Annotated in this window: 27 protein-coding genes, 1 tRNA gene and 1 pseudogene; 10 read left to right on the forward strand and 19 right to left on the reverse strand. The window is 64.9% G+C overall.

The window, feature by feature from the left end; translation table 11 throughout:
* Positions 1-107 precede the first annotated feature (107 nt).
* On the forward strand, positions 108-776 hold the full coding sequence (locus ACSQ76_RS01805) for an MBL fold metallo-hydrolase (RefSeq protein WP_437155223.1): 669 nt from the start codon (positions 108-110) through the stop codon (positions 774-776).
* Positions 777-891: 115 nt separating this feature from the next.
* Here ACSQ76_RS01805 and ACSQ76_RS01810 read toward each other — a convergent pair whose 3' ends face one another.
* The 15 genes from ACSQ76_RS01810 to ffh form a co-directional block, all read right to left on the reverse strand.
* Complete coding sequence (locus tag ACSQ76_RS01810) at positions 892-1,701, reverse strand: division plane positioning ATPase MipZ (RefSeq protein WP_437155224.1); 810 nt, start codon at positions 1,699-1,701, stop codon at positions 892-894.
* A gap of 199 nt (positions 1,702-1,900) precedes the next feature.
* Positions 1,901-2,122, reverse strand: a complete 222-nt coding sequence (gene rpmE, locus ACSQ76_RS01815; protein WP_057790667.1) for a 50S ribosomal protein L31 — start codon at positions 2,120-2,122, stop codon at positions 1,901-1,903.
* Positions 2,123-2,134: 12 nt separating this feature from the next.
* Positions 2,135-2,518 carry a 50S ribosomal protein L19 gene (gene rplS / locus ACSQ76_RS01820; RefSeq protein ID WP_057790669.1) on the reverse strand — a complete coding sequence of 128 codons (384 nt, stop codon included), beginning with the start codon at positions 2,516-2,518 and terminating at the stop codon, positions 2,135-2,137.
* A 355-nt stretch (positions 2,519-2,873) separates the two neighbouring features.
* A complete protein-coding gene (gene trmD, locus ACSQ76_RS01825; RefSeq protein ID WP_437155225.1) occupies positions 2,874-3,671 on the reverse strand; it encodes a tRNA (guanosine(37)-N1)-methyltransferase TrmD in 798 nt (265 codons plus the stop codon).
* A 31-nt stretch (positions 3,672-3,702) separates the two neighbouring features.
* On the reverse strand, positions 3,703-4,194 hold the full coding sequence (locus ACSQ76_RS01830) for a hypothetical protein (RefSeq protein WP_437155226.1): 492 nt from the start codon (positions 4,192-4,194) through the stop codon (positions 3,703-3,705).
* A complete protein-coding gene (locus ACSQ76_RS01835) occupies positions 4,194-4,517 on the reverse strand; it encodes a hypothetical protein (RefSeq protein ID WP_437155227.1) in 324 nt (107 codons plus the stop codon). The genes ACSQ76_RS01830 and ACSQ76_RS01835 overlap by 1 nt, the downstream gene beginning before the upstream one ends.
* 2 nt (positions 4,518-4,519) lie before the next feature.
* A complete protein-coding gene (gene rimM, locus ACSQ76_RS01840) occupies positions 4,520-5,026 on the reverse strand; it encodes a ribosome maturation factor RimM (protein ID WP_437155228.1) in 507 nt (168 codons plus the stop codon).
* The gene (locus ACSQ76_RS01845; protein ID WP_306129844.1) at positions 5,023-5,172 is read right to left on the reverse strand and encodes a hypothetical protein; all 150 of its coding nucleotides are present in this window, start codon (positions 5,170-5,172) and stop codon (positions 5,023-5,025) included. Before ACSQ76_RS01845 ends, rimM begins: the two co-directional genes overlap by 4 nt.
* A gap of 92 nt (positions 5,173-5,264) precedes the next feature.
* Entirely contained in the window at positions 5,265-5,684 is a 420-nt protein-coding gene (gene rpsP, locus ACSQ76_RS01850; RefSeq protein ID WP_437155229.1) for a 30S ribosomal protein S16, read from the reverse strand.
* Positions 5,685-5,789: 105 nt separating this feature from the next.
* The gene (locus tag ACSQ76_RS01855) at positions 5,790-6,089 is read right to left on the reverse strand and encodes a chorismate mutase (RefSeq protein ID WP_437155230.1); all 300 of its coding nucleotides are present in this window, start codon (positions 6,087-6,089) and stop codon (positions 5,790-5,792) included.
* Complete coding sequence (locus tag ACSQ76_RS01860) at positions 6,082-6,687, reverse strand: GNAT family N-acetyltransferase (RefSeq protein ID WP_437155231.1); 606 nt, start codon at positions 6,685-6,687, stop codon at positions 6,082-6,084. The genes ACSQ76_RS01855 and ACSQ76_RS01860 overlap by 8 nt, the downstream gene beginning before the upstream one ends.
* A gap of 1 nt (position 6,688) precedes the next feature.
* Positions 6,689-7,279 (reverse strand): GNAT family N-acetyltransferase, encoded by a 591-nt coding sequence (locus tag ACSQ76_RS01865; protein WP_437155232.1) that lies wholly within the window; start codon positions 7,277-7,279, stop codon positions 6,689-6,691.
* Positions 7,276-7,803: a GNAT family N-acetyltransferase gene (locus ACSQ76_RS01870; RefSeq protein ID WP_437155233.1), complete on the reverse strand. Its 528-nt coding sequence runs from the start codon at positions 7,801-7,803 to the stop codon at positions 7,276-7,278. The genes ACSQ76_RS01865 and ACSQ76_RS01870 overlap by 4 nt, the downstream gene beginning before the upstream one ends.
* Entirely contained in the window at positions 7,800-8,369 is a 570-nt protein-coding gene (locus tag ACSQ76_RS01875; RefSeq protein WP_437155234.1) for a GNAT family N-acetyltransferase, read from the reverse strand. The genes ACSQ76_RS01870 and ACSQ76_RS01875 overlap by 4 nt, the downstream gene beginning before the upstream one ends.
* A gap of 132 nt (positions 8,370-8,501) precedes the next feature.
* Complete coding sequence (gene ffh / locus ACSQ76_RS01880) at positions 8,502-10,007, reverse strand: signal recognition particle protein (RefSeq protein WP_437155235.1); 1,506 nt, start codon at positions 10,005-10,007, stop codon at positions 8,502-8,504.
* A 321-nt stretch (positions 10,008-10,328) separates the two neighbouring features.
* On the opposite strand from ffh, the gene ACSQ76_RS01885 reads away from it, so the two are divergent.
* From ACSQ76_RS01885 to ACSQ76_RS01920, 8 genes are all read left to right on the forward strand, one after another.
* On the forward strand, positions 10,329-10,865 hold the full coding sequence (locus ACSQ76_RS01885) for a prolyl-tRNA synthetase associated domain-containing protein (protein ID WP_437155236.1): 537 nt from the start codon (positions 10,329-10,331) through the stop codon (positions 10,863-10,865).
* A 234-nt stretch (positions 10,866-11,099) separates the two neighbouring features.
* Positions 11,100-11,462, forward strand: coding sequence for an AtpZ/AtpI family protein (locus ACSQ76_RS01890; protein ID WP_306129835.1), 363 nt, complete (start codon positions 11,100-11,102; stop codon positions 11,460-11,462).
* Positions 11,452-12,231: a F0F1 ATP synthase subunit A gene (locus tag ACSQ76_RS01895; protein WP_306129834.1), complete on the forward strand. Its 780-nt coding sequence runs from the start codon at positions 11,452-11,454 to the stop codon at positions 12,229-12,231. The genes ACSQ76_RS01890 and ACSQ76_RS01895 overlap by 11 nt, the downstream gene beginning before the upstream one ends.
* A 91-nt stretch (positions 12,232-12,322) precedes the next feature.
* Positions 12,323-12,559, forward strand: coding sequence for a F0F1 ATP synthase subunit C (locus ACSQ76_RS01900; protein WP_057790696.1), 237 nt, complete (start codon positions 12,323-12,325; stop codon positions 12,557-12,559).
* A 214-nt stretch (positions 12,560-12,773) separates the two neighbouring features.
* Positions 12,774-13,325, forward strand: coding sequence for a F0F1 ATP synthase subunit B' (locus ACSQ76_RS01905; protein WP_437155237.1), 552 nt, complete (start codon positions 12,774-12,776; stop codon positions 13,323-13,325).
* A 5-nt stretch (positions 13,326-13,330) separates the two neighbouring features.
* On the forward strand, positions 13,331-13,891 hold the full coding sequence (locus ACSQ76_RS01910) for a F0F1 ATP synthase subunit B (RefSeq protein ID WP_437155238.1): 561 nt from the start codon (positions 13,331-13,333) through the stop codon (positions 13,889-13,891).
* 144 nt (positions 13,892-14,035) lie between these two features.
* Positions 14,036-14,614 (forward strand): methanogen output domain 1-containing protein, encoded by a 579-nt coding sequence (locus tag ACSQ76_RS01915; protein WP_437155239.1) that lies wholly within the window; start codon positions 14,036-14,038, stop codon positions 14,612-14,614.
* Entirely contained in the window at positions 14,614-15,561 is a 948-nt protein-coding gene (locus tag ACSQ76_RS01920) for a GGDEF domain-containing protein (protein ID WP_437155240.1), read from the forward strand. The genes ACSQ76_RS01915 and ACSQ76_RS01920 overlap by 1 nt, the downstream gene beginning before the upstream one ends.
* A gap of 88 nt (positions 15,562-15,649) precedes the next feature.
* On the opposite strand, the gene rpsO is transcribed toward ACSQ76_RS01920, so the two are convergent.
* From rpsO to ACSQ76_RS01940, 4 genes and pseudogenes are all read right to left on the reverse strand, one after another.
* The gene (rpsO, locus tag ACSQ76_RS01925; RefSeq protein WP_057790702.1) at positions 15,650-15,919 is read right to left on the reverse strand and encodes a 30S ribosomal protein S15; all 270 of its coding nucleotides are present in this window, start codon (positions 15,917-15,919) and stop codon (positions 15,650-15,652) included.
* Positions 15,920-16,083: 164 nt separating this feature from the next.
* Positions 16,084-16,248 (reverse strand): hypothetical protein, encoded by a 165-nt coding sequence (locus ACSQ76_RS01930; RefSeq protein WP_437155241.1) that lies wholly within the window; start codon positions 16,246-16,248, stop codon positions 16,084-16,086.
* A 236-nt stretch (positions 16,249-16,484) separates the two neighbouring features.
* A pseudogene (locus ACSQ76_RS01935) lies at positions 16,485-16,778 on the reverse strand (calcium-binding protein); the annotation flags it as partial.
* Positions 16,779-17,406: 628 nt separating this feature from the next.
* Complete coding sequence (locus ACSQ76_RS01940; protein ID WP_437155242.1) at positions 17,407-18,435, reverse strand: LacI family DNA-binding transcriptional regulator; 1,029 nt, start codon at positions 18,433-18,435, stop codon at positions 17,407-17,409.
* 114 nt (positions 18,436-18,549) lie between these two features.
* Between ACSQ76_RS01940 and ACSQ76_RS01945 the strand changes: the two genes are divergently transcribed.
* Positions 18,550-18,626: transfer RNA gene (locus tag ACSQ76_RS01945), tRNA-Arg, on the forward strand.
* The last annotated feature ends 95 nt before the right edge of the window (positions 18,627-18,721 follow it).

The raw sequence follows: 18,721 nt of genomic DNA on the forward strand, positions 1-18,721 counted from the left end.
CCGGGCATTCGAGTATTTTCAGCAAGAAAAAGCTCGGGCGCGCGCGTCATGAAACAAAAAGGTTTCTTTCGGGGTTGGACTTGTAACGCCAGGGAAGGACATGCCCCATGCCCGACAATCTGCACTTCGATGGCAACACTGGCCTGCAATCGACGATCCCGGGCCTGCATGGAACGCCGGTCGCGCCCCTCCCGTTCCTGAAAGGTGTGGTGGTGCGATCCTTCGTGCTGGAGCGACCGCAAGGCAACGTTATCCTCTACAATTCACCGGGCATCGACGCGGCGGCGCAGGATATCCGCGCCCTTGGCCCGATCGAACGGCTGCTGCTGAACCACCAGCACGAAGCAATGTTCGGCGCCCCGGATCTGGAGGCGCCTGCCTATGTCCACGCAGAGGACGAAGACCGGACCGATATGCCACTTGCAGGCACGTTTTCGGACCGGCAGAGGCTTGGTGACGATCTTGAAATCATTCCGACCCCCGGCCACACGCCTGGCACAACTGCGTTTCTGTGGGACAGCGGCGAGCAACGTCTGCTGTTTCCGGGAGACTCGATCTGGGTTCAGGGCGGTGAATGGAAGGCCGTGTTGCTGGGCGACAGCGACCGCGCGGCCTATATCGAAAGCCTCTCGTTGCTGATGGATGTGACGTTCGACGTATTGGTGCCGTGGGGGGTCGAAGAGGGGGAGCCCTATGGATACGGGGTCTCTCCGACACAGGCGCGGACCCATCTCGACGCAATACGACGGCGCCTCGAACGCGGTGAAAACGCCTGATCCAAACTGCGACAGTATCCGGGAAGAGTTTGCATTGGGCTCGAAGCTGGCGGTGAGGTCGCGCTGCTTTTTCTTGCCCTGAATACTCTAAATCCGGCGCCCGAGCGGTGCGCCGTCAGAAGTCGACCGTCACGCCGGGCAGGTTCAGGGCCTTGACCAGGTCGCGCAATTCCTGACGGGCGGCGACGTTGGATATGTTCAGGCCCTTCACGCCGATATCCTTGAGGTCCAGAAGGGTCAGACCGCGCGGGAAAAGCTCGCGGAAGATGACGCGTTCGTTGAAGCCCGGCGCGGTGCGAAAACCGATGCGCTTGGCGAGGTTTTCCAGTGCCGCGCCCATCTTTTCCTTGTTCACCATCTGCTGTGCGCCCAGCCGGTTGCGCACGACGACCCAGTCGATCGGCTTCAGTCCCGCCTGCGCGCGCAACTGCCGCGCGTTCCAGACCATCTCGGAATAGACCGAGGGGCCGAGGATTTTCAGCCCGTCGGTATCCACATGGGCGAGAAGGTCGAAATCGACGAAGCTGTCGTTCAGGGGCGTGACCAGCGTGTCGGCGAGCGAATGGGCCACCTGGCTGAGCCGGGTGTGCGAGCCGGGACAGTCGATGATGATGAAGTCGCTGTCGGGTTCGAGTTCGGCCACCGCCGCCGAAAGCCGGCGGTCATAGAGGTTTTCGCCGGGCTTGAGCTTGTCGGCGTCGACCTCGGGCAGGTCGTGGTAATGCGGACCGGGCAGGTCGAGCCCGGATTTTTCGAGATAGGCCCTGCGGTTGTGGGCGTAGCGGCCAAAGGTCTTTTGCCGCAGATCGAGGTCGAGTGCGCTGACGTTGTGGCCCATTCGGGCAAGCGCCGTGGCAAGGTGCATCGAGACGGTGGATTTGCCCGCCCCGCCCTTTTCGTTTCCGACGACGATGATATGTGCCATGCCCGTGCCCTTTTGCCCCGCTATTGATCCGGCGAACTGCCTTGCAGGTTCGGACGCTACTTTATGGTGTATGACCGTCCGGTTGAAGCCGGTTTGAAACGATCGCGCGGAAATATTGCATTTGCGCCATGCCGGGCCCCAAGACGAAAAACGCCGCCCCGGGTGGAGCGGCGTTTTCGATGTCGCGGACGCGGGTGGCTTAGAAGCCCAGGCCGGCGTACTTGTTCTTGAACTTCGACACGCGGCCGCCGGAATCCATCAGGCGGGTGCCGCCGCCGGTCCAGGCGGGGTGCACGGAGGGGTCGACGTCGAGCGACAGGGTGTCGCCTTCCTTGCCCCAGGTAGAGCGCATCTGGACGACGGTGCCGTCGGTCATCTTCACGTCGATGAAGTGATAATCGGGGTGCAGATCTTTTTTCATCTGGTCCGCTCCTTACGCGTTTGCGCCCGACTTGGGCTTGTAGTTGGAAACCTCTGCGATCCGGGCCGACTTGCCGCGGCGCTGGCGCAGGTAATACAGCTTGGCGCGGCGGACGCGGCCACGGCGCACCACCTCGATGCTGTCGATGTTGGTCGAGTAGAGCGGGAACACCCGTTCCACGCCTTCACCGAAGGAAATCTTGCGTACGGTGAACGAGCCGGCGATGCCTTCGCCGTTCTTGCGGCTGATGCAGACGCCTTCGAACATCTGCACACGGCTGCGGGTGCCCTCGGTCACCTTGAAGCCGACGCGCACGGTGTCGCCGGCCTTGAAGTCGGGGATGGTCTTCCCCAGTTCGGCGATTTGTTCCGCCTCGATTTCAGCGATCAGGTCCATCTGATCCACTCCTTAGGTTGCTTGCGGTTGTCCCGCAAAGGTGATGCGCGGCCTTGAGAGCTCCTGGTCTTCTATCGGGTCCACGTGCAAGTGCCCGCCGGAGGTCAGGTCGTCATGTCTTTTGTCTCTGCGCTGCGTGCCGGGCGGGTGGGTGCCGAAGAAAGCAGGCCCTTTTGCCAAACAAACAGGTCCGGACGACTCGGTCGAGCCCCGGACGGGCGGTGTATAGGGGCAAACCGTGTGTCGATCAAGAGTAGTGTTGCGCGCGGGGCGGGACCGTTTTCTGCGCAGAAAACGGGATAGAAAATACGTATTTTCTATCGCGGAATTTGCGCAAATTCCGCAGGCGCAAGGGTCAGTCGTCGCGCTTGAGAAAGTTGGCCCAAAGGTCAGGGCGCCGAACCTTTGTCAGTTCCTCGGACATGGCGCGCCGCCACTTGGCGATCTCGCCGTGGTGGCCGGACATCAGCACATCGGGGATCTTGCGCCCCTGCCATTCGGCGGGACGTGTGTATTGGGGATGTTCCAAAAGGCCGTCCGAGAAGCTTTCTTCCTCTGTCGAGCTTTCGTTGCCGAGCACGCCGGGCAGAAGGCGGACGGTCGCGTCGATCATGGCCTGCGCGGCGAGGTCGCCGCCGGTGAGGACGAAATCGCCCAGCGAGACCTCCTGGATGTCGTAATGGTCGATGACGCGCTGGTCGAGCCCTTCGAAACGGCCGCAGATCATCGTCACGCCGGGGCGGGTGGCCCAGTGGCGGGCCATGCCTTGGGTGAAGGGCGTGCCGCGCGGGCTGAGATAGACCAGCGGCGCGCCTTTGGGCGCGCGCGGCAGGGCGTGGTCGAGCGCGCGGCCCATCACGTCGGCCCGCAGGACCATGCCGGCACCGCCACCGGCGGGGGTGTCGTCGACGTTGCGGTGCTTGCCCTCGCCGAAACCACGCAGGTCGACCGCGTCGAGTTGCCAGAGGCCGTCCTTCAGCGCCTTGCCGGTGAGGCTGTGGCCGAGGATGCCGGGAAAGGCGTCGGGCAAGAGGGTGATGACCTGCGCCGACCACGCGCGGGCGAGGCGTTCGGGGCCGTCCATCAGACTGCGCGGTTTGAGCGACGCGGTGATCGATTTGCGGCCGTGGGATTTCGAGGCGGTGTCGGACATGGGGCTATGTGCGGTGCAAACCCGGGCGGCGTCAAGCGGGCGTGGCCGGCGTCTGGCGCGTGGCCCCGGCGGCCCGGTAGCGTTTGAGAACGGCGCGCTTGGCCTCGGCCAGGTCCGTGTCGGACAGGGCGGATCGGTTGAGCGCCAGCAGTTCCTCGGCGGCGCCGTCGGGCTGGACGTTATGGGCGGGAAGGCGCGCAAGGCTGTCGCGGGGCACGTCCAGATGGTCGAGGGCGATGCCGAGGGGGCCGAGCGGGTCCGTGCCGCACTCTTCGATCGGCGCGTCGAGCACGGTGGCGCGGTGGCGGATGCGTTTGTCGACGCTGTCGACGATGGTGTCGAGGTCGGCGGCGCTGGACAGGTGGGCGCGGTAGGTCTCGAAATCCTCGGTCAGGCGCAGGGCGCGCAGGTTTTGCCACCAGACGCTGCGCTGCCAGTCGCGGGGGCTGCGGGTTGTGAACAGCACGCCGAGCGACGCGTCGGGGCCGAAATGGGCGGCAAGAACGGCGGTGGCGACGTTCATCAGGGGGCCGCGGCGGCGTAGGTGGTGACGCCGTGATTGCCGGGGATATAGCCGCAGAGATCCTCGGAGGTAATCATCAGGGCGCGGGGATCCTCCGGGTCGGCAGCGCGGACGGCGGCGGTGAAGCCTTCGGCAAAGCGGTGCAGGTCGGTCTGGTCGCCATAGGCCGAGAAGCGTTTGGCCATGCGGGTGGCGTCAAGCAGATCGTGGGTGAACATAAGCCGCAGGTGGGGGCGCAGGGCCTGCTGAAGTTCGGCAGCGCCGCGTTGCAGGGAAGAGGTGCCGGTCTTGTGAAAGCCCGGATGCAGCAGGATTCGCGGCATGCTCAGAACAGGCCCTCTGGCGGGTCGGCGACGATCCGGCCCGAGGCGAGGTCGACGGTGGGCACGGCCTCGACCGTGAAGGGCAGCAGGACGGTGGCCTTGAGCCCCGGCCCGTGAATTTCGAGGATGTCGGACGCGCCGTGGTTCTGGACCGATTTGACCCGGCCCAGAAGGGTGCCGCCGGTGTCGAATACCTCCAGCCCGATGAGGTCGGCGTGGTAGTATTCGTCGTCGGGCAGCGCGGGCAGGCGGTCACGCTCGACGAACAGGCGCAGGCCGCGCAGGGCGTCGGCCTGTTCCTTGGTGGCGACGCCGGAGAGACGTGCGATCAGGGCGCCCTTGGTGGCCTGGCCGGTCAGGGTGATGGAAAAGCTCTGGCTGCCATCCTCGGAGGTGACGGGGCCGTAGGTGGCGATATCCTCGGGCGTGGCGGTGAAGGACTTGAGGCGCAGCTCGCCCCGGACGCCGAACGCGCCGGCGACGGCGCCTATGCAGATATGGTCGGTCATTGGCGCGCCTCTGCGATCGTGCAGAGACCCTTGCTGAAAAGCCCGCCCTGGGCCTTGCAGGTCTCGGACACGTTGTGACGTTCGTAGAACACGCCCGCGACGAAGGTCATCGAACTGAGAACGACAAGGCGAATGAGGCCGAACATGGGGACTGTCCCGAAAGCGAACATGGTGCGTGCCGCCCCGGCAAAGCGAGGGGCGGCACGAAGATCATGGTGCCGAAAGCGGCGGATATGGATCAGCTTTCGCTGGTTTCTTCCGCGGCGGGGGCCTCTTCGGCCGGGGCTTCCTCGGCGGGGGCGTTGGCGGCTTCGGCCGCTTCGGCGGCCTTTGCGGCTTTCTCCTCGGCGCGGTCCTTGGCTTTCTGGCCCGGCTCGGCCTTCTTCATGTTGGCGCGCTCTTTCTTCTCCAGCACGCCGGCGGCTTCAAGGAAGCGCGAGATGCGGTCGGAGGGCTGGGCGCCCTGGTCGAGCCAGTGCTGCACGCGCTCCATGTTCATCTTGACGCGGTCTTCGCTGTCCTTGGGCAGGAGCGGGTTGTAGGTGCCCAGCTTCTCGATGAAGCGGCCGTCGCGCGGCATGCGGCTGTCGGCGGCGACGATCGAGTAGTGGGGGCGTTTCTTGCTGCCACCACGGGCAAGGCGGATTTTCATGGCCATTGGTGTTCTCCTTTTATGGCGTTGGTGTGGTGGGGTGAAACCCCACCCTACGGTTGGTCTGGCGGGTTGTGTCCGCCGCGGTTGGTCTGGCGGGAGGGTTCCGCGTCAGGTCTGGTGTTGCTTGTGGTGCTGAATGACTTCAGCGATGATGAAGTTGAGGAATTTCTTGGCGAATTCCGGATCGAGGTCGGCGCGGTGCGCCAGCTCTTCGAGCCGTGCGATCTGTTGCGCCTCGCGGGCGGGATCGGACGGGGGAAGGTCGTGTTCGGCCTTGAGCGCACCCACGGCCTGGGTGTGCTTGAACCGCTCGCCCAGGGTGTAGACGAGGATGGCATCGAGCCGGTCGATGCTTTCGCGGTGCCCTTTCAGAAGGGCCGCGGCGCGGGAGGTGGTTGCGTCAGTCAATGGGCATCCCCTTCGGTTTGAAGAGCGGGTCGCTGTAGTGGCCGATTTCCAGCTCGATCCCGTCGCGGATCTGGCCGGATTTCAGGGTGGCGGGCGACGGGTGGCGGTAGACCGCATCGGAGCCGTCGATGCTGGGCGCCTCGTGGTCCTTGGTGCAGCCCAGCCGTTCGGCGAGGCGAATGGAATCGAGGTTCTTGGGGTCGATATAGCTGACCGCGCCGTCCCAGTTGGCGGCGGAAAAGAGGTGGTCGCGGACCTTGTGCGTGGCCTCGAGCGCAAAGCCCTTTCCGGCCCTGTCGGGCCAGATGATCCAGGCGATTTCGCGTTCCGGCCACTTGGCGGGGAACCAGCCGCCGGCCATGCCCACCGTCTCGCCGGTGTCGCGCAGGTGGATCATCCACATGCCGAAGCCGCGGATTTCCCAGTGGCCGATCTCGGCGGCGTAGAGCATCCACGCCTCGTAGGGATTGAGCGGTCCGCCCATGAAGCGCGAGCGATACGAGGCGAAAGTCGCCTTGAAATCGGGGTAATCCGTCGCCTCGGGGCCGCGCAGGACGAGGCGCCGGGTTTCCAGCACGGGGATGTCGCGGTGTCCCATGTCAGGCCTCCGCCGGATTCGGATAGCGGTAGATGCAGGACGGCGCGTCATCTTCCGGATCGGAGATATCGCCGACATACTGTGCGCCGAGACGTTTCGCCAGGGCGATGGACCGGTGGTTCCCGGCAGAAATGTAGCTGTCGAGCACGGGCACGTTCAGCGTCGACTGCGCGTAATCGCGTGCCGCGCGGGCGGCCTCGGCGGCGAAGCCCTTGCCTTCGGCGATGTCGTTGAACATGTAGCCCAGTTCGTGATGCGGGTCGCCCGGCTCGAACCCGATCACGACGAAGCCCAGATGCGTGCGCGAGGCGGTTTCCTCGACCGACCACAGGCCGTGTCCCCGCAAGAGCCAGTTGCCCACCATCGAGGCAAAGTCGTACCACGCGTCGTCACGGGGCATGGGGCCACCAAGACCCACGCCGCGCGGTCCGCAGACGATGGCGGCGTAGGCCTCGAAATCCGACAGGTTGGGGGCGCGCAGGGTCAGTCGTTCGGTGGTCAGCACGGGAAGGACTGCGCCGATCGCGGCGGCTTGTGCCATCGCTTTCGGGGTGGGCGCCTTTTCGCACGGTTGGGAAATGGAACGGGTCATGCCGCGGCCTCCCCGATCCTGGGGTGGCGCCAGACCTGGCAGGGGGTGCCGACAACGGTGCCGTCCCGCTCGTGCGTCGCGCCGAGGCGGTCTGCAAGGCGGAGCGAGCGGGTGTTGGTGGCGTCGATATAGGAGATGACGCCGTCGAGGCCGAAATGGCGTGCGGCGTGGTCGCGGGCGGCGAGAGCGGCTTGGTAGGCGTATCCCTTGCCTTCGAACCCGTCGTAGATGTGCCAGCCCAACTCGGGCTCGTCCCAGCCGTCGTTCAGGATCATGCCGACGCGGCCGGCGACGGTTTGGGACTCGCGGTGTTCGACGATCCACATGCCGTAGCCGCGCAGGGCCCAGTGGCCGATACCGGCCATGAAGGCGCGCCAACTGTCCCAACGGGTGTGCGGCCCGCCGACATAGCACGCGCGAGGAGACGTGCCGAAGGCGGCGAAGGCCTCGAAATCGGCCTCGTCATAGCCGCGCAGGATCAGGTCCTCGGTCTCGAGCACGGGGATGTCGACGGTGATCTTCATGCGTAGGCCTCGGGGGAGCCGTCGGCGTCGCAGTCGAGGCCCAGCTCGGACGGGCCGGGGTGACGGTAGAGGTAATCCTCGCCCATCTCGACGTTGTCGTAGGTCTTCTCGTAATACGCGCCGAGGCGTTCGGCCAGGGCGATCGACCGGGTGTTGCCGGGCACGATGTTGGAGGTCAGCGTGGTCAGGCCGAGATCCTGATAGGCCCAGCGGCGGGCGCGTTCGGCGCCCTCATAGGCGATGCCGCGGCCCTCGTAGCCGTCATAGACGACCCAGCCGAGTTCCGGCTCGGGCCAGCCTTCGGGCGCCCAGATTCCGGTGATGCCGCAGGGCTGGCCGGTCTCTTTCCACTCCATGGTGAAATAGCCGAAGCCGTGCAGCGCCCAGTGGCCGATGGACATGGCGAACCAGCGCCAGGCGCGGGACATGTTTTTTTCCGTGCCGAAGCCCCACGACCGTTCGCGGTCCAGCAGGAAGCCGGCCAGCGGTTCGAAATCGCCGGCTTCCGGCCCGCGCAGGACGAGACGGTCGGTCTCGATCCGGGGGATGTCGAGGCGGAGGGTCATGCGGCACCTGCCAAAAGGACGCGCTGCCGCGCGGCTCTTTTACACGCAGCTTCACCGCGACGCGCCGGGGCGGGCCGGGGCGTGTGCGGCAGGGGCCGGATTGAGTATTTGGGGCAAGAAAAAGCCATGGGATTATTTCTTTTTCCCGAAGCCGGAGAGGCCGGGGGGCAGCCCGCCGCCGCCACCCATGCCGGGAAAGCCGCCGCCGGGCATGCCCTTGCCCATCTGCCTGGCGGCTTTTTCGAGCGCCTTGGGGTCCATGCCCTGGGCCATGTCCTCGGGCGAGGGCTGGCCCTTGCCGCCGAACATGCCCTTCATGGCCTGTTTCAGCATGCCGCCCTTGCCCATCTTCTTCATCATGTCGCCCATCTGGCGCTGCATCTTCAGAAGCTTGTTGAGCTCGGAGACTTCCAGCCCCGCGCCCTGCGCGATGCGTTTCTTGCGGGAGGCTTGCAGCAGCTTGGGGTTGGCGCGTTCCTTCTTGGTCATGGAGTTGACCAGCGCGATCTGGTGGGTGATGACCTTATCGTCGATGCCGGCGCCTTCCATCTGCTTGGCCATCTTGCCCATGCCGGGCATCATGCCCATCACGCCTTCCATGCCGCCCATCTTCTGCATCTGCTCGAGCTGCATCTTGAGGTCGTTCATGTTGAACTGACCCTTCTGGAAGCGGCGCATCATCTTTTCGGCCTGTTCGGCCTCGATGGTTTGCTGCGCCTTCTCGACGAGGGAGACGATGTCGCCCATGCCGAGGATGCGGCCGGCGATGCGCTCGGGCTCGAAGGTCTCGATGGCGTCCATCTTTTCGCCCAAGCCGACGAAGCGGATGGGCTTGCCGGTGACGGCGCGCATCGAAAGCGCGGCACCACCGCGGCCGTCGCCGTCCATCCGGGTGAGGACCACGCCGGAGACGCCGATCTTGTCGTCAAACTCGGTGGCGACGTTGACGGCGTCTTGCCCCGTCAGGCCATCGACGACCAGAAGCGTCTCGCGCGGGTTGGCGACGTCGCGGACCGCTGCGGCCTGGGCGATGAGTTCCTGGTCGATATGCAGGCGACCAGCGGTGTCGAGCATGTAGACGTCGTAGCCCCCAAGGCCCGCCTGCGTCTTGGCGCGTTTGGCGATGGTGACGGGATCCTCGCCCTTGACGATGGGCAGGGTGTCGACGCCGATCTGGCGGCCGAGGATTTCGAGCTGTTCCATGGCCGCGGGGCGGTTGACGTCGAGCGAGGCCATGAGCACGCGCTTGCCCTCGCGGTCCTTGAGGCGCTTGGCGAGCTTGGCGGTGGTGGTCGTTTTACCCGAGCCCTGAAGGCCGACCATGAGGATCGGCGCGGGCGGGTTGTCGATCTTCAGCGCGCCGGGGTCTTCGGAGCCGGTGAGCGTGTCGACCAGCGCGTCGTGGACGATCTTGACGACCTGCTGGCCGGGGGTGACCGAGCGGGTGACGGCCTGGCCGGTGGCCTGGTCCTGCACGCGTTTGACGAAGTCGCGCGCGACGGGCAGCGAGACGTCGGCCTCGAGCAGGGCGACGCGGACCTCGCGCAGGGCGGTCTTGACGTCCTCTTCGGAAAGCGCGCCCTGTTTCGTCAGCCGGTCGAAGACGCCGGAGAGACGTTCGGAAAGATTTTCAAACATGCCTCGGCCTCCTTCGCCGGTTTCTGTCATGTCGCCCCAACATAGGGATGACGGTTCAAACGATAAACGCCCCCACGGCATTCGAACGAGAAGCGCCCCCACGGGCGACACTCGCTGGTGGGGGGCGATCCCGGGCTGCGCCCATGGGACCGGAAGAGCACTGTCTTCCGTGATGTTGTGCCGGCTGATAGGCCTTTGCGGGAGCCGAGTCAATACGGTGGCGCCTTGCAAGACGGCGGAGGCGGTTGACAGGCTTAAGCCGTTCTTCGAGAAGGATGACCCGGCGGAACAGCCGCCTTTCCGGTCAAGGAGCCTTTGGACATGGTCGATGCCTCTTCCGCCTTTCAGGACGGGCTGCCCGTGAGGTCCGATGATCTGCTGATGCGGATGCGCGCGGCTGGCGTGGAATTCGAGTATTACGAGCATATCCCTCTGCGCACGGTCGAGGACGCCAAGACGGTGCAGGGTGGAGCCGTTCCGGCAGGCGACGGACGGATCGACATCAAGAATTTCTACCTTAGGGACCGCAAGAAGCGGAACCACCTGGTGGTGCTGGAGCAGGATCGGGAGGTGGACCTGAAGGCGCTGGGCGCGCAGATGGGCGTTGCGGGGCTGTCCTTCGGCTCGGCGGAGCGGTTGATGGAGTTTCTGGGCGTGCGGCCCGGTGCGGTCAGCCCGCTGGCGATGGTCAACGGGGCGGAGGCCGGCGTGCAGCTGTGGATGGACGCAACGGTGCGGGAGGCAGGGCTTGTCCATGCGCATCCACTGGTGAACGACCGGACGGTGGCGATCCGGCCTGCGGATCTAGAGGCGCTTCTGGCGCGGTGGGGTGCCGAGGTGGCTTGGCTGGAGCTTTAGGACTGGCGGCAGGATTTGAGTATTTGAGGAACAGTGAAAACCGGGTGGCGCGCGCAATCTCAACCGCTTGGTTGAATATGCGAAATCCGATTCATGACGCCCTAAGATGGCTGCGGCGGAGCGGCGCAGTCTGATAAGTGCTAGATTTATCAAGGGGTTGAAGGGCGCTGCCTCGCGCTTGACTCGGAGCCGGGTGCGGCATAGCAACAGCGCAACGGTTTCGGAGGGAACAAGGTGGACGATCCTGACCGACAAGAGCGGCTGAGGCGGCTTGAAGACAGGATCAACGCGCTGAAAGGCGTGGATGCGCCGAAGCCCCACATGGAGAACCACTATTCCCAGGCACAGCTGGCCTGGCGGATGGTGATAGAACTTGTGGCCGGTCTGGGGATCGGCTTTGGCATGGGGTACGGGTTGGATTACCTGTTCGGGACGATCCCGATCTTCCTTGTGCTGTTTACATTACTGGGCCTTGCGGCGGGCATCAAGACGATGATGCGCAGCGCCAACGAGATCCAGCTGAAGAATGCGGCGGAAACGCTGGACGCAGAGCGAGCCCGCGAGGGTGACGACAAGAGGATGACAGATGGCCACTGAAGCGCAGGGCGAAAGCGAAGGGCTGGTTTTCCACCCGATGGATCAGTTCATCATCAAGCCGCTGACCGGTGACGGCCCGGTGGGGCTGTTCACGATCACCAACGCGACGCTGTGGATGGCGCTGACGGTACTGGCGATCTTTGCGCTGATGGTGCTGGGCACGTCCGCAAGGTCAGTCATTCCGGGCCGCATCCAGTCGATCGCGGAGCTGGCCTATGGCTTTATCCGCAAGATGGTCGAGGACGTGGCGGGCAAGGAGGCGCTGCCGTACTTCCCCTATATCATGACACTGTTCATGTTCATCGTCTTCGCGAACTTCCTGGGCCTCATCCCCGGGGCGTTCACCTCGACAAGCCATATCGGCGTGACGGCGGTGATGGCGATGATGGTGTTCATCGGCGTGACCGTGCTGGGCTTCGTCAAGAACGGCGCGAGCTTTCTGAGCCTGTTCTGGATCAGCTCGGCGCCGCTGGTGCTGCGGCCGATCCTGGCGCTGATCGAGGTGATTTCCTATTTCGTGCGTCCGGTCAGCCACTCGATCCGTCTTGCCGGCAACATGATGGCGGGGCACGCCGTGATGAAGGTGTTCGCCGCCTTTGCGCCGCTGGTGCTGATCTCGACCGGGGTGGGCCTTGTGGTCACACCGCTGTCGATCCTGGCGATCACCGCGGTCTATGGCCTGGAGGTGCTGGTGTCGTTCATCCAGGCCTACGTGTTCACCATCCTGACCTGCGTGTACCTCAAGGACGCGCTGCACCCGCATCATTAGGAAACGCGTGGGCTTCCGCCCACCCTACGCGGCGCGTGCGTCGCATCACTCGAACAACAGATCACTGAATTCCATCGTAAGGAGAAAAGACATGGAAGGCGATATCGCACAAATGGGTCAATTCATCGGCGCGGGCCTGGCGTCTGTCGGCATGGGCGGCGCGGCCGTCGGTGTGGGCAACGTGGTCGGCAACTACCTGGCCGGTGCCCTGCGCAACCCCTCGGCCGCCGGTGGCCAGACCGCGACCATGTTCATCGGTATCGCGTTCGCGGAAGCGCTGGGGATCTTCTCGTTCCTCGTCGCGCTTCTGCTGATGTTCGCCGTCTGAGCCAGACGGGTTTGATCCTTACGGGTCGGGGTGAGAGGCGAGATGCCTGTCCCCCGGCGTCCGTGAGGGGCCTCCCGCCGGCCCTTTGCCGCGTCCGGTCTTCGGGCTTGGCGACACGACACGAACATTGAGCCTTGCGCGGCCCCTGGAGCGGACCCCGGACAAAACCGGGCAAACCTGATACAAGGGGACAGGCGCAACAAGGAGAACGCAGATGGCGACCGATACCCTAGGAGAAGGTGCAGCCAGCGCTTGCGTCGACGCAGGCGGTGGTGCGATTGGCCTTCCGCAGCTTTGCCCGGACTGGATGGGCAATCAGATCGTCTGGCTGGTCATTGCGCTGGTCGTGATCTTCTTCATCCTGTCGCGCATCGCGCTGCCGCGCATTGCGGCTGTGCTGGCCGAGCGGCAGGGGACGATCACCAACGACCTGGCCGCGGCGGAAGACCTGAAGGAAAAGGCATCCGACGCCGAGGATGCCTATAACAAGGCCCTGGCCGATGCCCGCGCCCAGGCGCAGGAGATCATTGCCGAGGCCAAGGCGGAGATGAACGCCGAACTGGAAGAGGCCACCAAGAAGGCCGATGCCGAGATCGCGGCCAAGGCCGCCGAAGGCGAGAAGGCCATTGCGGAAATCCGGGCGAACGCCCTGGAAAGCGTGAAGGAAGTGGCCAAGGACACCGCCAAGGAACTGGTCGCCGCGATGGGCGTCAAGGCCGATGGGCGGACCGTCACGTCCGCCGTCAATTCGCGGCTGAAAGGGTGAGCGCCATGAAACAGTTGATCGCAACCCTGACTGCCATGGTCGCCGCTGGCCCCGCGCTGGCCGCCACCGGCCCGTTCCTTTCGCTGGGCAACACCGACTTCGTGGTGATGCTGGCCTTCATCCTGTTCATCGCGCTGCTGGTCTACCTGAAGGTGCCCGGCAAGATCGGCGAGATGCTGGACAAGCGGGCCGACGGCATCAAGTCGGAACTGGACGAGGCGCGCGCGCTGCGCGAGGAGGCACAGACCCTGCTGGCAAGCTATGAGCGCAAGCAGAAGGAAGTGCAGGATCAGGCCGACCGGATCGTGGCCCATGCCAAGACCGAAGCCGCCGAAGCCGCCGAGCAGGCCAAGAAGGACCTCGAGCTGTCCATCAAGCGCCGGATCAAGGCCGCCGAGGAGCAGATCGCCTCGGCCGAGGCCAGCGCGGTGAAGGACGTGCGTGACCAGGCGATTGCCGTGGCCGTCGCCGCCGCCAAGGACGTGGTCGCCAAGAGCCTGACCGCGGAGGACAACAGCAAGCTGATCGACCAGTCGATTGGAGAGGTGCAGTCCAAGCTGCACTGACGCGTTTTGCGCAGCCTTGAAAGTGCAAGAACCCGGTGCCGAAAGGTGCCGGGTTTATTTTTAATCACTTCCCGAGAACCGGTTTACCCGATTTTAAGAAAGACCCTCTTACGTGCTTCTTAACAGGTCTTAAGGAGAAGAGTGGTGGACGGAGTAAACGGTTTGGACGAGAGCCTGGTGCAGGTGGAAACGACAGCGTCGCCGGTGGGTGCGACGCGGGACAAGGGGCGGGCGCCCGAGGTCGCCCTCGAGCCTTGCGGGTTCTTCAACACCGTGAGCGCGACCCTGGCCGGGACACTGGAAGATACCGTCGGGCTGGAAGATGCGTCGGCCTTTATCGGCGTGGTCGGGGACGAGCTGGGCGACGAGATCAGCCGCCAGTATGCCGATGCGATGGACGGTGGGTTGTCGCAGGACGCCGAGGCGCTGGGGCACATCCTGGTGGATCTGAAAGCGCGGCTGGGCGGGACATTCGAGATCGAATCCTGCGATGACAGCGAGATTGTCCTGACGAACGGGCGGTGTCCGTTCGGCGTGCAGGTGACCGGACGCAGTTCGCTGTGCATGATGACGACCATGGTGTTCGGCCGCGTGGTTGCGGACCGCAACGGGTATGCCAGCGTCAAGATCGAGGAGTCCCTGGCGATGGCGCATGGTCGCTGTCGCGTGCGGGTCCGGCTGGTCGATGACCGGAAAGGCGATGGTGTAGAGTTCTTCAAGTGATGGGCGATCCGAGGCTTGCGGGGATCGAAATCGCGCTGAACGCCCTGTCGCAGGCGGCGATGGTGGTGGACGGGACGGGCGCCATCGTGCTGGACAACCGCCCGGCGCGGGATCGCTATGGCACGGGCCGGGCCGGCGGGATCGTCGAACTGGCCGAGGCACCGCGCGAGCAGGTCGTGGCGGAGCTGAGGCGCGTGTTGCGCACCACGGGCACGTCATTCCTGCGGCTTTTTCGCGACGGATCTACCACGGCCTTGTTCAAGCTCAAGCGGCTGGACCGGGCCTGTCCGGCGCAGGATCGGCTGATCCTGATGCTGGAAGACCAGAACAAGGGTATGGTCAGCAAGTTCCTGAAAGCGCGCGAGTTGGTGAAGACGCAAGACGGTGCGCTGCAACTCAGTCTGCGGAGGCAGGCGGACCTGCGCCGCGAAGCGCGAAAGCTGCGCGAGCTGGGCCGGATTGATCCTGTGACCGGGCTGCTGAACCGGCGCGCCTTCGAGGAGGCGGTGCGCAACGGGCTGCGTCGCGCAAGTGGCGCGGTGCTTTTCTGCGACCTCGATGATTTCAAGGCTGTGAACGACCGGCTGGGCCACGGCGCGGGGGACAGCGTGTTGCAGCAGGCCGCGCTGCGGTTGCGCGAGGTTTTCGAGGTGAACGGCATCTGCGGGCGGATCGGAGGGGACGAGTTTGCGGCATGGCTGCCCGCGGCCGGGCGCGACGAGGCGGAAATGAGTGCGCAGGCGGTGGAGCGGTCCTTTGCGCGACACTTTGGCGTCGGAGACGCGGAGGCGGTTGCGGTCGGCCTTTCCGTTGGGGTGGCCGTGGCCCCGGAGGACGGCAGCGATTTCGAGGCGTTGATGGCCTGCGCGGACATGCGGATGTACGCCGCGAAAGCGCGGCCTGAAGTCTCTAACGGGGCGCCGGGGGTGCCGGACCTGACCATGTAGAGGCCTGACGCCGCCGGTCGGATCCAGACAAAAAAATGCCCGCTCGTCGGAGCGGGCATTCGTCGTGAATTCCGGTTGATCGGGGCGTTTAGCGGCGGATGCCGAGACGCTTGATCAGGTCCTGGTATCGCGCTTCGTCCTTGCCCTTGAGGTAGTCCAGCAGCTTGCGGCGCTGGGCGACCATTTTCAGAAGGCCACGGCGGCCGTGGTTGTCCTTCTTGTGGGTCTTGAAGTGCTCGGTCAGGGTGGAAATGCGCGAGGTGAGGATTGCAACTTGAACTTCGGGCGAGCCGGTGTCGCCTTCCTTGGTCGCGAAATCTTTCAGCACCTTGGCCTTTTCTTCGACAGTGATCGACATCGGGGTCTCCTTTGGTTGAAGGGTGAAGGGCACGAGCCGGGATGTCGTCCAGCAAGGTCCTGTGGAGATACCTGCCGTTTCAGCGGCAGATGCGGGCGTATAGGAGATTCTCGGGCGTTTGGAAAGGGGGATTTGCCATGGCGACCCGGCGCCGGGGATCAGTCTTAGGTCTGTGGGATCAGGGAGATATGCGCCAGCGTCAGGGCGGTGGCGCTGGTCACCTCGGCCACCACGGCGCCGTCCAGAAGGATGCGATGCAGGTCGGATATTTCGCGATCGTTCTCGACCGTGACGTCGGGCGCGGCATTGCCGGTGCCGTCGTAGAGCACGACGAGACTGTCTTCGGCGGTGTTGAAATCGACGATCCGGCCCTGGTGCCCCGCGTCGGGCCAGTCGCGAAGGATGAAACCGTCGGCGCCGGTGCCGCCGGTGGCGATGTCGCCCGCGCCCAGGGAAATCCGATCGTCCCCGGCCCCGCCGTTGAGGTAATCCCGGTCGTCTTCGGGGGCGTGCCCTCGGGCGCGATTCCAGTCAGCTGGTCGTTGCCGTCGCCGCCGAAGAGCGTGTCGGCCCCGGCCCCGCCATCGAGCGTGTCGTCGTCGAGATAGCCGTGCAGCGCGTCGTCGCCGGCCCCGCCCGTCAGCGTGTCGGCGCCCTCGCCGCCCAGAAGGCTGTCGTCGCCGTTGCCGCCATCGAGCAGGTCGTCGCCGTCATGGCCCAGGACACTGTCATTGCCATCGCCGCCTGCGACGAAATCGTTCCCGGCCTCGCCATGCAGGGTGTCGTTGCCGCGGTCGCCGGCAACCACGTCCTCCCCTTCACCGCCGCGCGCGATGTCGTCGCCGTCGCCTGCCTGGATCGTATCGTCGCCGCCAAGGCCATCGAGAAACTCGTGATGGCGGTGCCGGGGATAATGTCGGCAGCGGTGGTGCCGCGTGCGAGGCCATAGTCGTCGCCCTCGGGGTCGTCGGGTTGAGTAGGAATTTCGGGTTCGGACGCGATGTCGAGAAGCGAGGTGCCGGTGCCACCGCTGTCGAGTTGTTCGGTGTCGCCGGGCGAATCGACATCGTCGCGCGCATTGTTGACGGAGACGTCATCAAGTCCCCAAACTGCAGCGGTGCTTACCGCCACCATACCGATCAGACCCGCCAGAAACAGCATCTACTCTACCCACAACAAAACCCCGCCCTACAAAGCCACATGAGCGGCGATTTTTCAATTCAAACCGCGTGCCATGGTTAACGGCCCAGTGCGTCGGACCCTGACACCGTTAAGTTAATCGAGGGTAAAGATTCGGATGGGTTTTCGGCGTCCGAAACGGACGTCTCAGGCGGTCCGGTCGGGGGTCCATTCGTACCGACATTGCGGAGCCCGCTGAAGCCGGTTTTCATGGCCAGCCCTCCTTCAGGTCTCTCAAATGGTGCGGGGCGGGACAGCCGCGATCCGGTCCGTCCGTGACGAGGCAACGGAGCCCTAAACGACTGACCCTAGATGCGGCGCAGGGTGTCACCGTAGGTGAGGGTGGGTTCCAGAACGATCCGGGACGGCCCCGCCGCGCTGTCGGCACCGGTGGCGCGGGCCACGATCAGTTCTGCAGCGCGGCGGCCGATTTCCTGGCGGCAGGACTCCATCGTCGCCAGTTCGCGCGGCAGGCCCTTGATCAGATCGACGCCGTTGAAGCCGGCAAGGCCCACCTGGCCGGGAATGTCGATGCCTTGCTCGGTGAGGTAAAGCAGGCCGCCCGCGCCGATCAGGTCGTTGGAATAATAGATGAAGTCGAGATCAGGGCTCCGGGACAGCACGTCGCGGGTCATCTCGCGACCCTTCTTGAGCGCCGAACCGCCGGAGTAGAACTCGTGGTCCTCGATCTCGATCCCGGCCTTGGCGAGGGTCTCGGTGAACCCCTCGAAGCGTTTGCGGGCGCGGTGGTCGAGGGGCATCTTGGTGCCAAGAAAGGCGATGCGCCGGTAGCCGGCCTTGATGATCGCCTTTGCCATATGCGACCCGGCGCGGCGGTGCGAGATGCCGACCACGGAGTCGATCGCGGTGCCGTCCACGTCCATGATCTCGACCACCGGGATGCCGGAGGCGCGGAGCATGGCGCGCGCGGCGTCGGAATGCTCCATGCCCGCTATGATCACGCCGGAGGGGCGCCACGAGAGCATCTCGTAGAGGACCTTTTCCTCTTTCTCGGGGCGGTAGCCGGTGACGCCGACGACGGGTTGCAGCTCGGTCTCGTCGAGCGCCTCGGAGATGCCGGTCATGACCTCCGGAAAGACCATGTTGGACATGGACGGAATGATGACGGCCACCAGGTTCACCCGCTGGCTGGCAAGGGCGCCGGCAATCTTGTTGGGCACGTAGCCCAGCGCCTTGGCGGCGGCGAGGACGCGTTCGCGGGTGGCCTGCGAGACATCGCCCCGGTTGCGCAGCACGCGGCTGACGGTCATCTCGGACACGCCGGAGGCCTCGGAAACGTCGCGCAGGGTCAGGGGGCGTGTGTCGTGCTTGGTCAAGTGGGGTGTCCGATGGGAAGCGTTGCGCAGATGTTACCGCAATCACGAGGGGCCGCGCAACTGGACGCTTGGAGGCTGACAAGCGCGCGGAGAGACGCTATGGAGGCGTCACGCGGCCCCGTGGCTCAACTGGATAGAGCAGCCCCCTCCTAAGGGGCAGGTTGCAGGTTCGAATCCTGCCGGGGTCGCCAGACTTTGCCCCGAAATGTCGGTCCCTGGATGGGATTCGTCGTGCGTTCGACCTGCCGGTGCGTCAGGAGGCGTTGCCTTCACGGCCAAAAGATGA

Origin of the sequence: Roseovarius sp. B08, from assembly GCF_051417955.1 — a bacterium.
Classification (GTDB): domain Bacteria; phylum Pseudomonadota; class Alphaproteobacteria; order Rhodobacterales; family Rhodobacteraceae; genus Roseovarius.

Coding starts and splice junctions, on each gene's coding strand:
- ACSQ76_RS01805 (WP_437155223.1), top strand. CDS start 108: ATGCCCGACAATCTGCACTTCGATGGCAACACTGGCCTGCAATCGACG.
- ACSQ76_RS01810 (WP_437155224.1), bottom strand. CDS start 1,701: ATGGCACATATCATCGTCGTCGGAAACGAAAAGGGCGGGGCGGGCAAA.
- rpmE (WP_057790667.1), bottom strand. CDS start 2,122: ATGAAAAAAGATCTGCACCCCGATTATCACTTCATCGACGTGAAGATG.
- rplS (WP_057790669.1), bottom strand. CDS start 2,518: ATGGACCTGATCGCTGAAATCGAGGCGGAACAAATCGCCGAACTGGGG.
- trmD (WP_437155225.1), bottom strand. CDS start 3,671: ATGTCCGACACCGCCTCGAAATCCCACGGCCGCAAATCGATCACCGCG.
- ACSQ76_RS01830 (WP_437155226.1), bottom strand. CDS start 4,194: ATGAACGTCGCCACCGCCGTTCTTGCCGCCCATTTCGGCCCCGACGCG.
- ACSQ76_RS01835 (WP_437155227.1), bottom strand. CDS start 4,517: ATGCCGCGAATCCTGCTGCATCCGGGCTTTCACAAGACCGGCACCTCT.
- rimM (WP_437155228.1), bottom strand. CDS start 5,026: ATGACCGACCATATCTGCATAGGCGCCGTCGCCGGCGCGTTCGGCGTC.
- ACSQ76_RS01845 (WP_306129844.1), bottom strand. CDS start 5,172: ATGTTCGGCCTCATTCGCCTTGTCGTTCTCAGTTCGATGACCTTCGTC.
- rpsP (WP_437155229.1), bottom strand. CDS start 5,684: ATGGCCATGAAAATCCGCCTTGCCCGTGGTGGCAGCAAGAAACGCCCC.
- ACSQ76_RS01860 (WP_437155231.1), bottom strand. CDS start 6,687: ATGGGACACCGCGACATCCCCGTGCTGGAAACCCGGCGCCTCGTCCTG.
- ACSQ76_RS01865 (WP_437155232.1), bottom strand. CDS start 7,279: ATGACCCGTTCCATTTCCCAACCGTGCGAAAAGGCGCCCACCCCGAAA.
- ACSQ76_RS01870 (WP_437155233.1), bottom strand. CDS start 7,803: ATGAAGATCACCGTCGACATCCCCGTGCTCGAGACCGAGGACCTGATC.
- ACSQ76_RS01875 (WP_437155234.1), bottom strand. CDS start 8,369: ATGACCCTCCGCCTCGACATCCCCCGGATCGAGACCGACCGTCTCGTC.
- ffh (WP_437155235.1), bottom strand. CDS start 10,007: ATGTTTGAAAATCTTTCCGAACGTCTCTCCGGCGTCTTCGACCGGCTG.
- ACSQ76_RS01885 (WP_437155236.1), top strand. CDS start 10,329: ATGGTCGATGCCTCTTCCGCCTTTCAGGACGGGCTGCCCGTGAGGTCC.
- ACSQ76_RS01895 (WP_306129834.1), top strand. CDS start 11,452: ATGGCCACTGAAGCGCAGGGCGAAAGCGAAGGGCTGGTTTTCCACCCG.
- ACSQ76_RS01900 (WP_057790696.1), top strand. CDS start 12,323: ATGGAAGGCGATATCGCACAAATGGGTCAATTCATCGGCGCGGGCCTG.
- ACSQ76_RS01905 (WP_437155237.1), top strand. CDS start 12,774: ATGGCGACCGATACCCTAGGAGAAGGTGCAGCCAGCGCTTGCGTCGAC.
- ACSQ76_RS01910 (WP_437155238.1), top strand. CDS start 13,331: ATGAAACAGTTGATCGCAACCCTGACTGCCATGGTCGCCGCTGGCCCC.
- ACSQ76_RS01920 (WP_437155240.1), top strand. CDS start 14,614: ATGGGCGATCCGAGGCTTGCGGGGATCGAAATCGCGCTGAACGCCCTG.
- rpsO (WP_057790702.1), bottom strand. CDS start 15,919: ATGTCGATCACTGTCGAAGAAAAGGCCAAGGTGCTGAAAGATTTCGCG.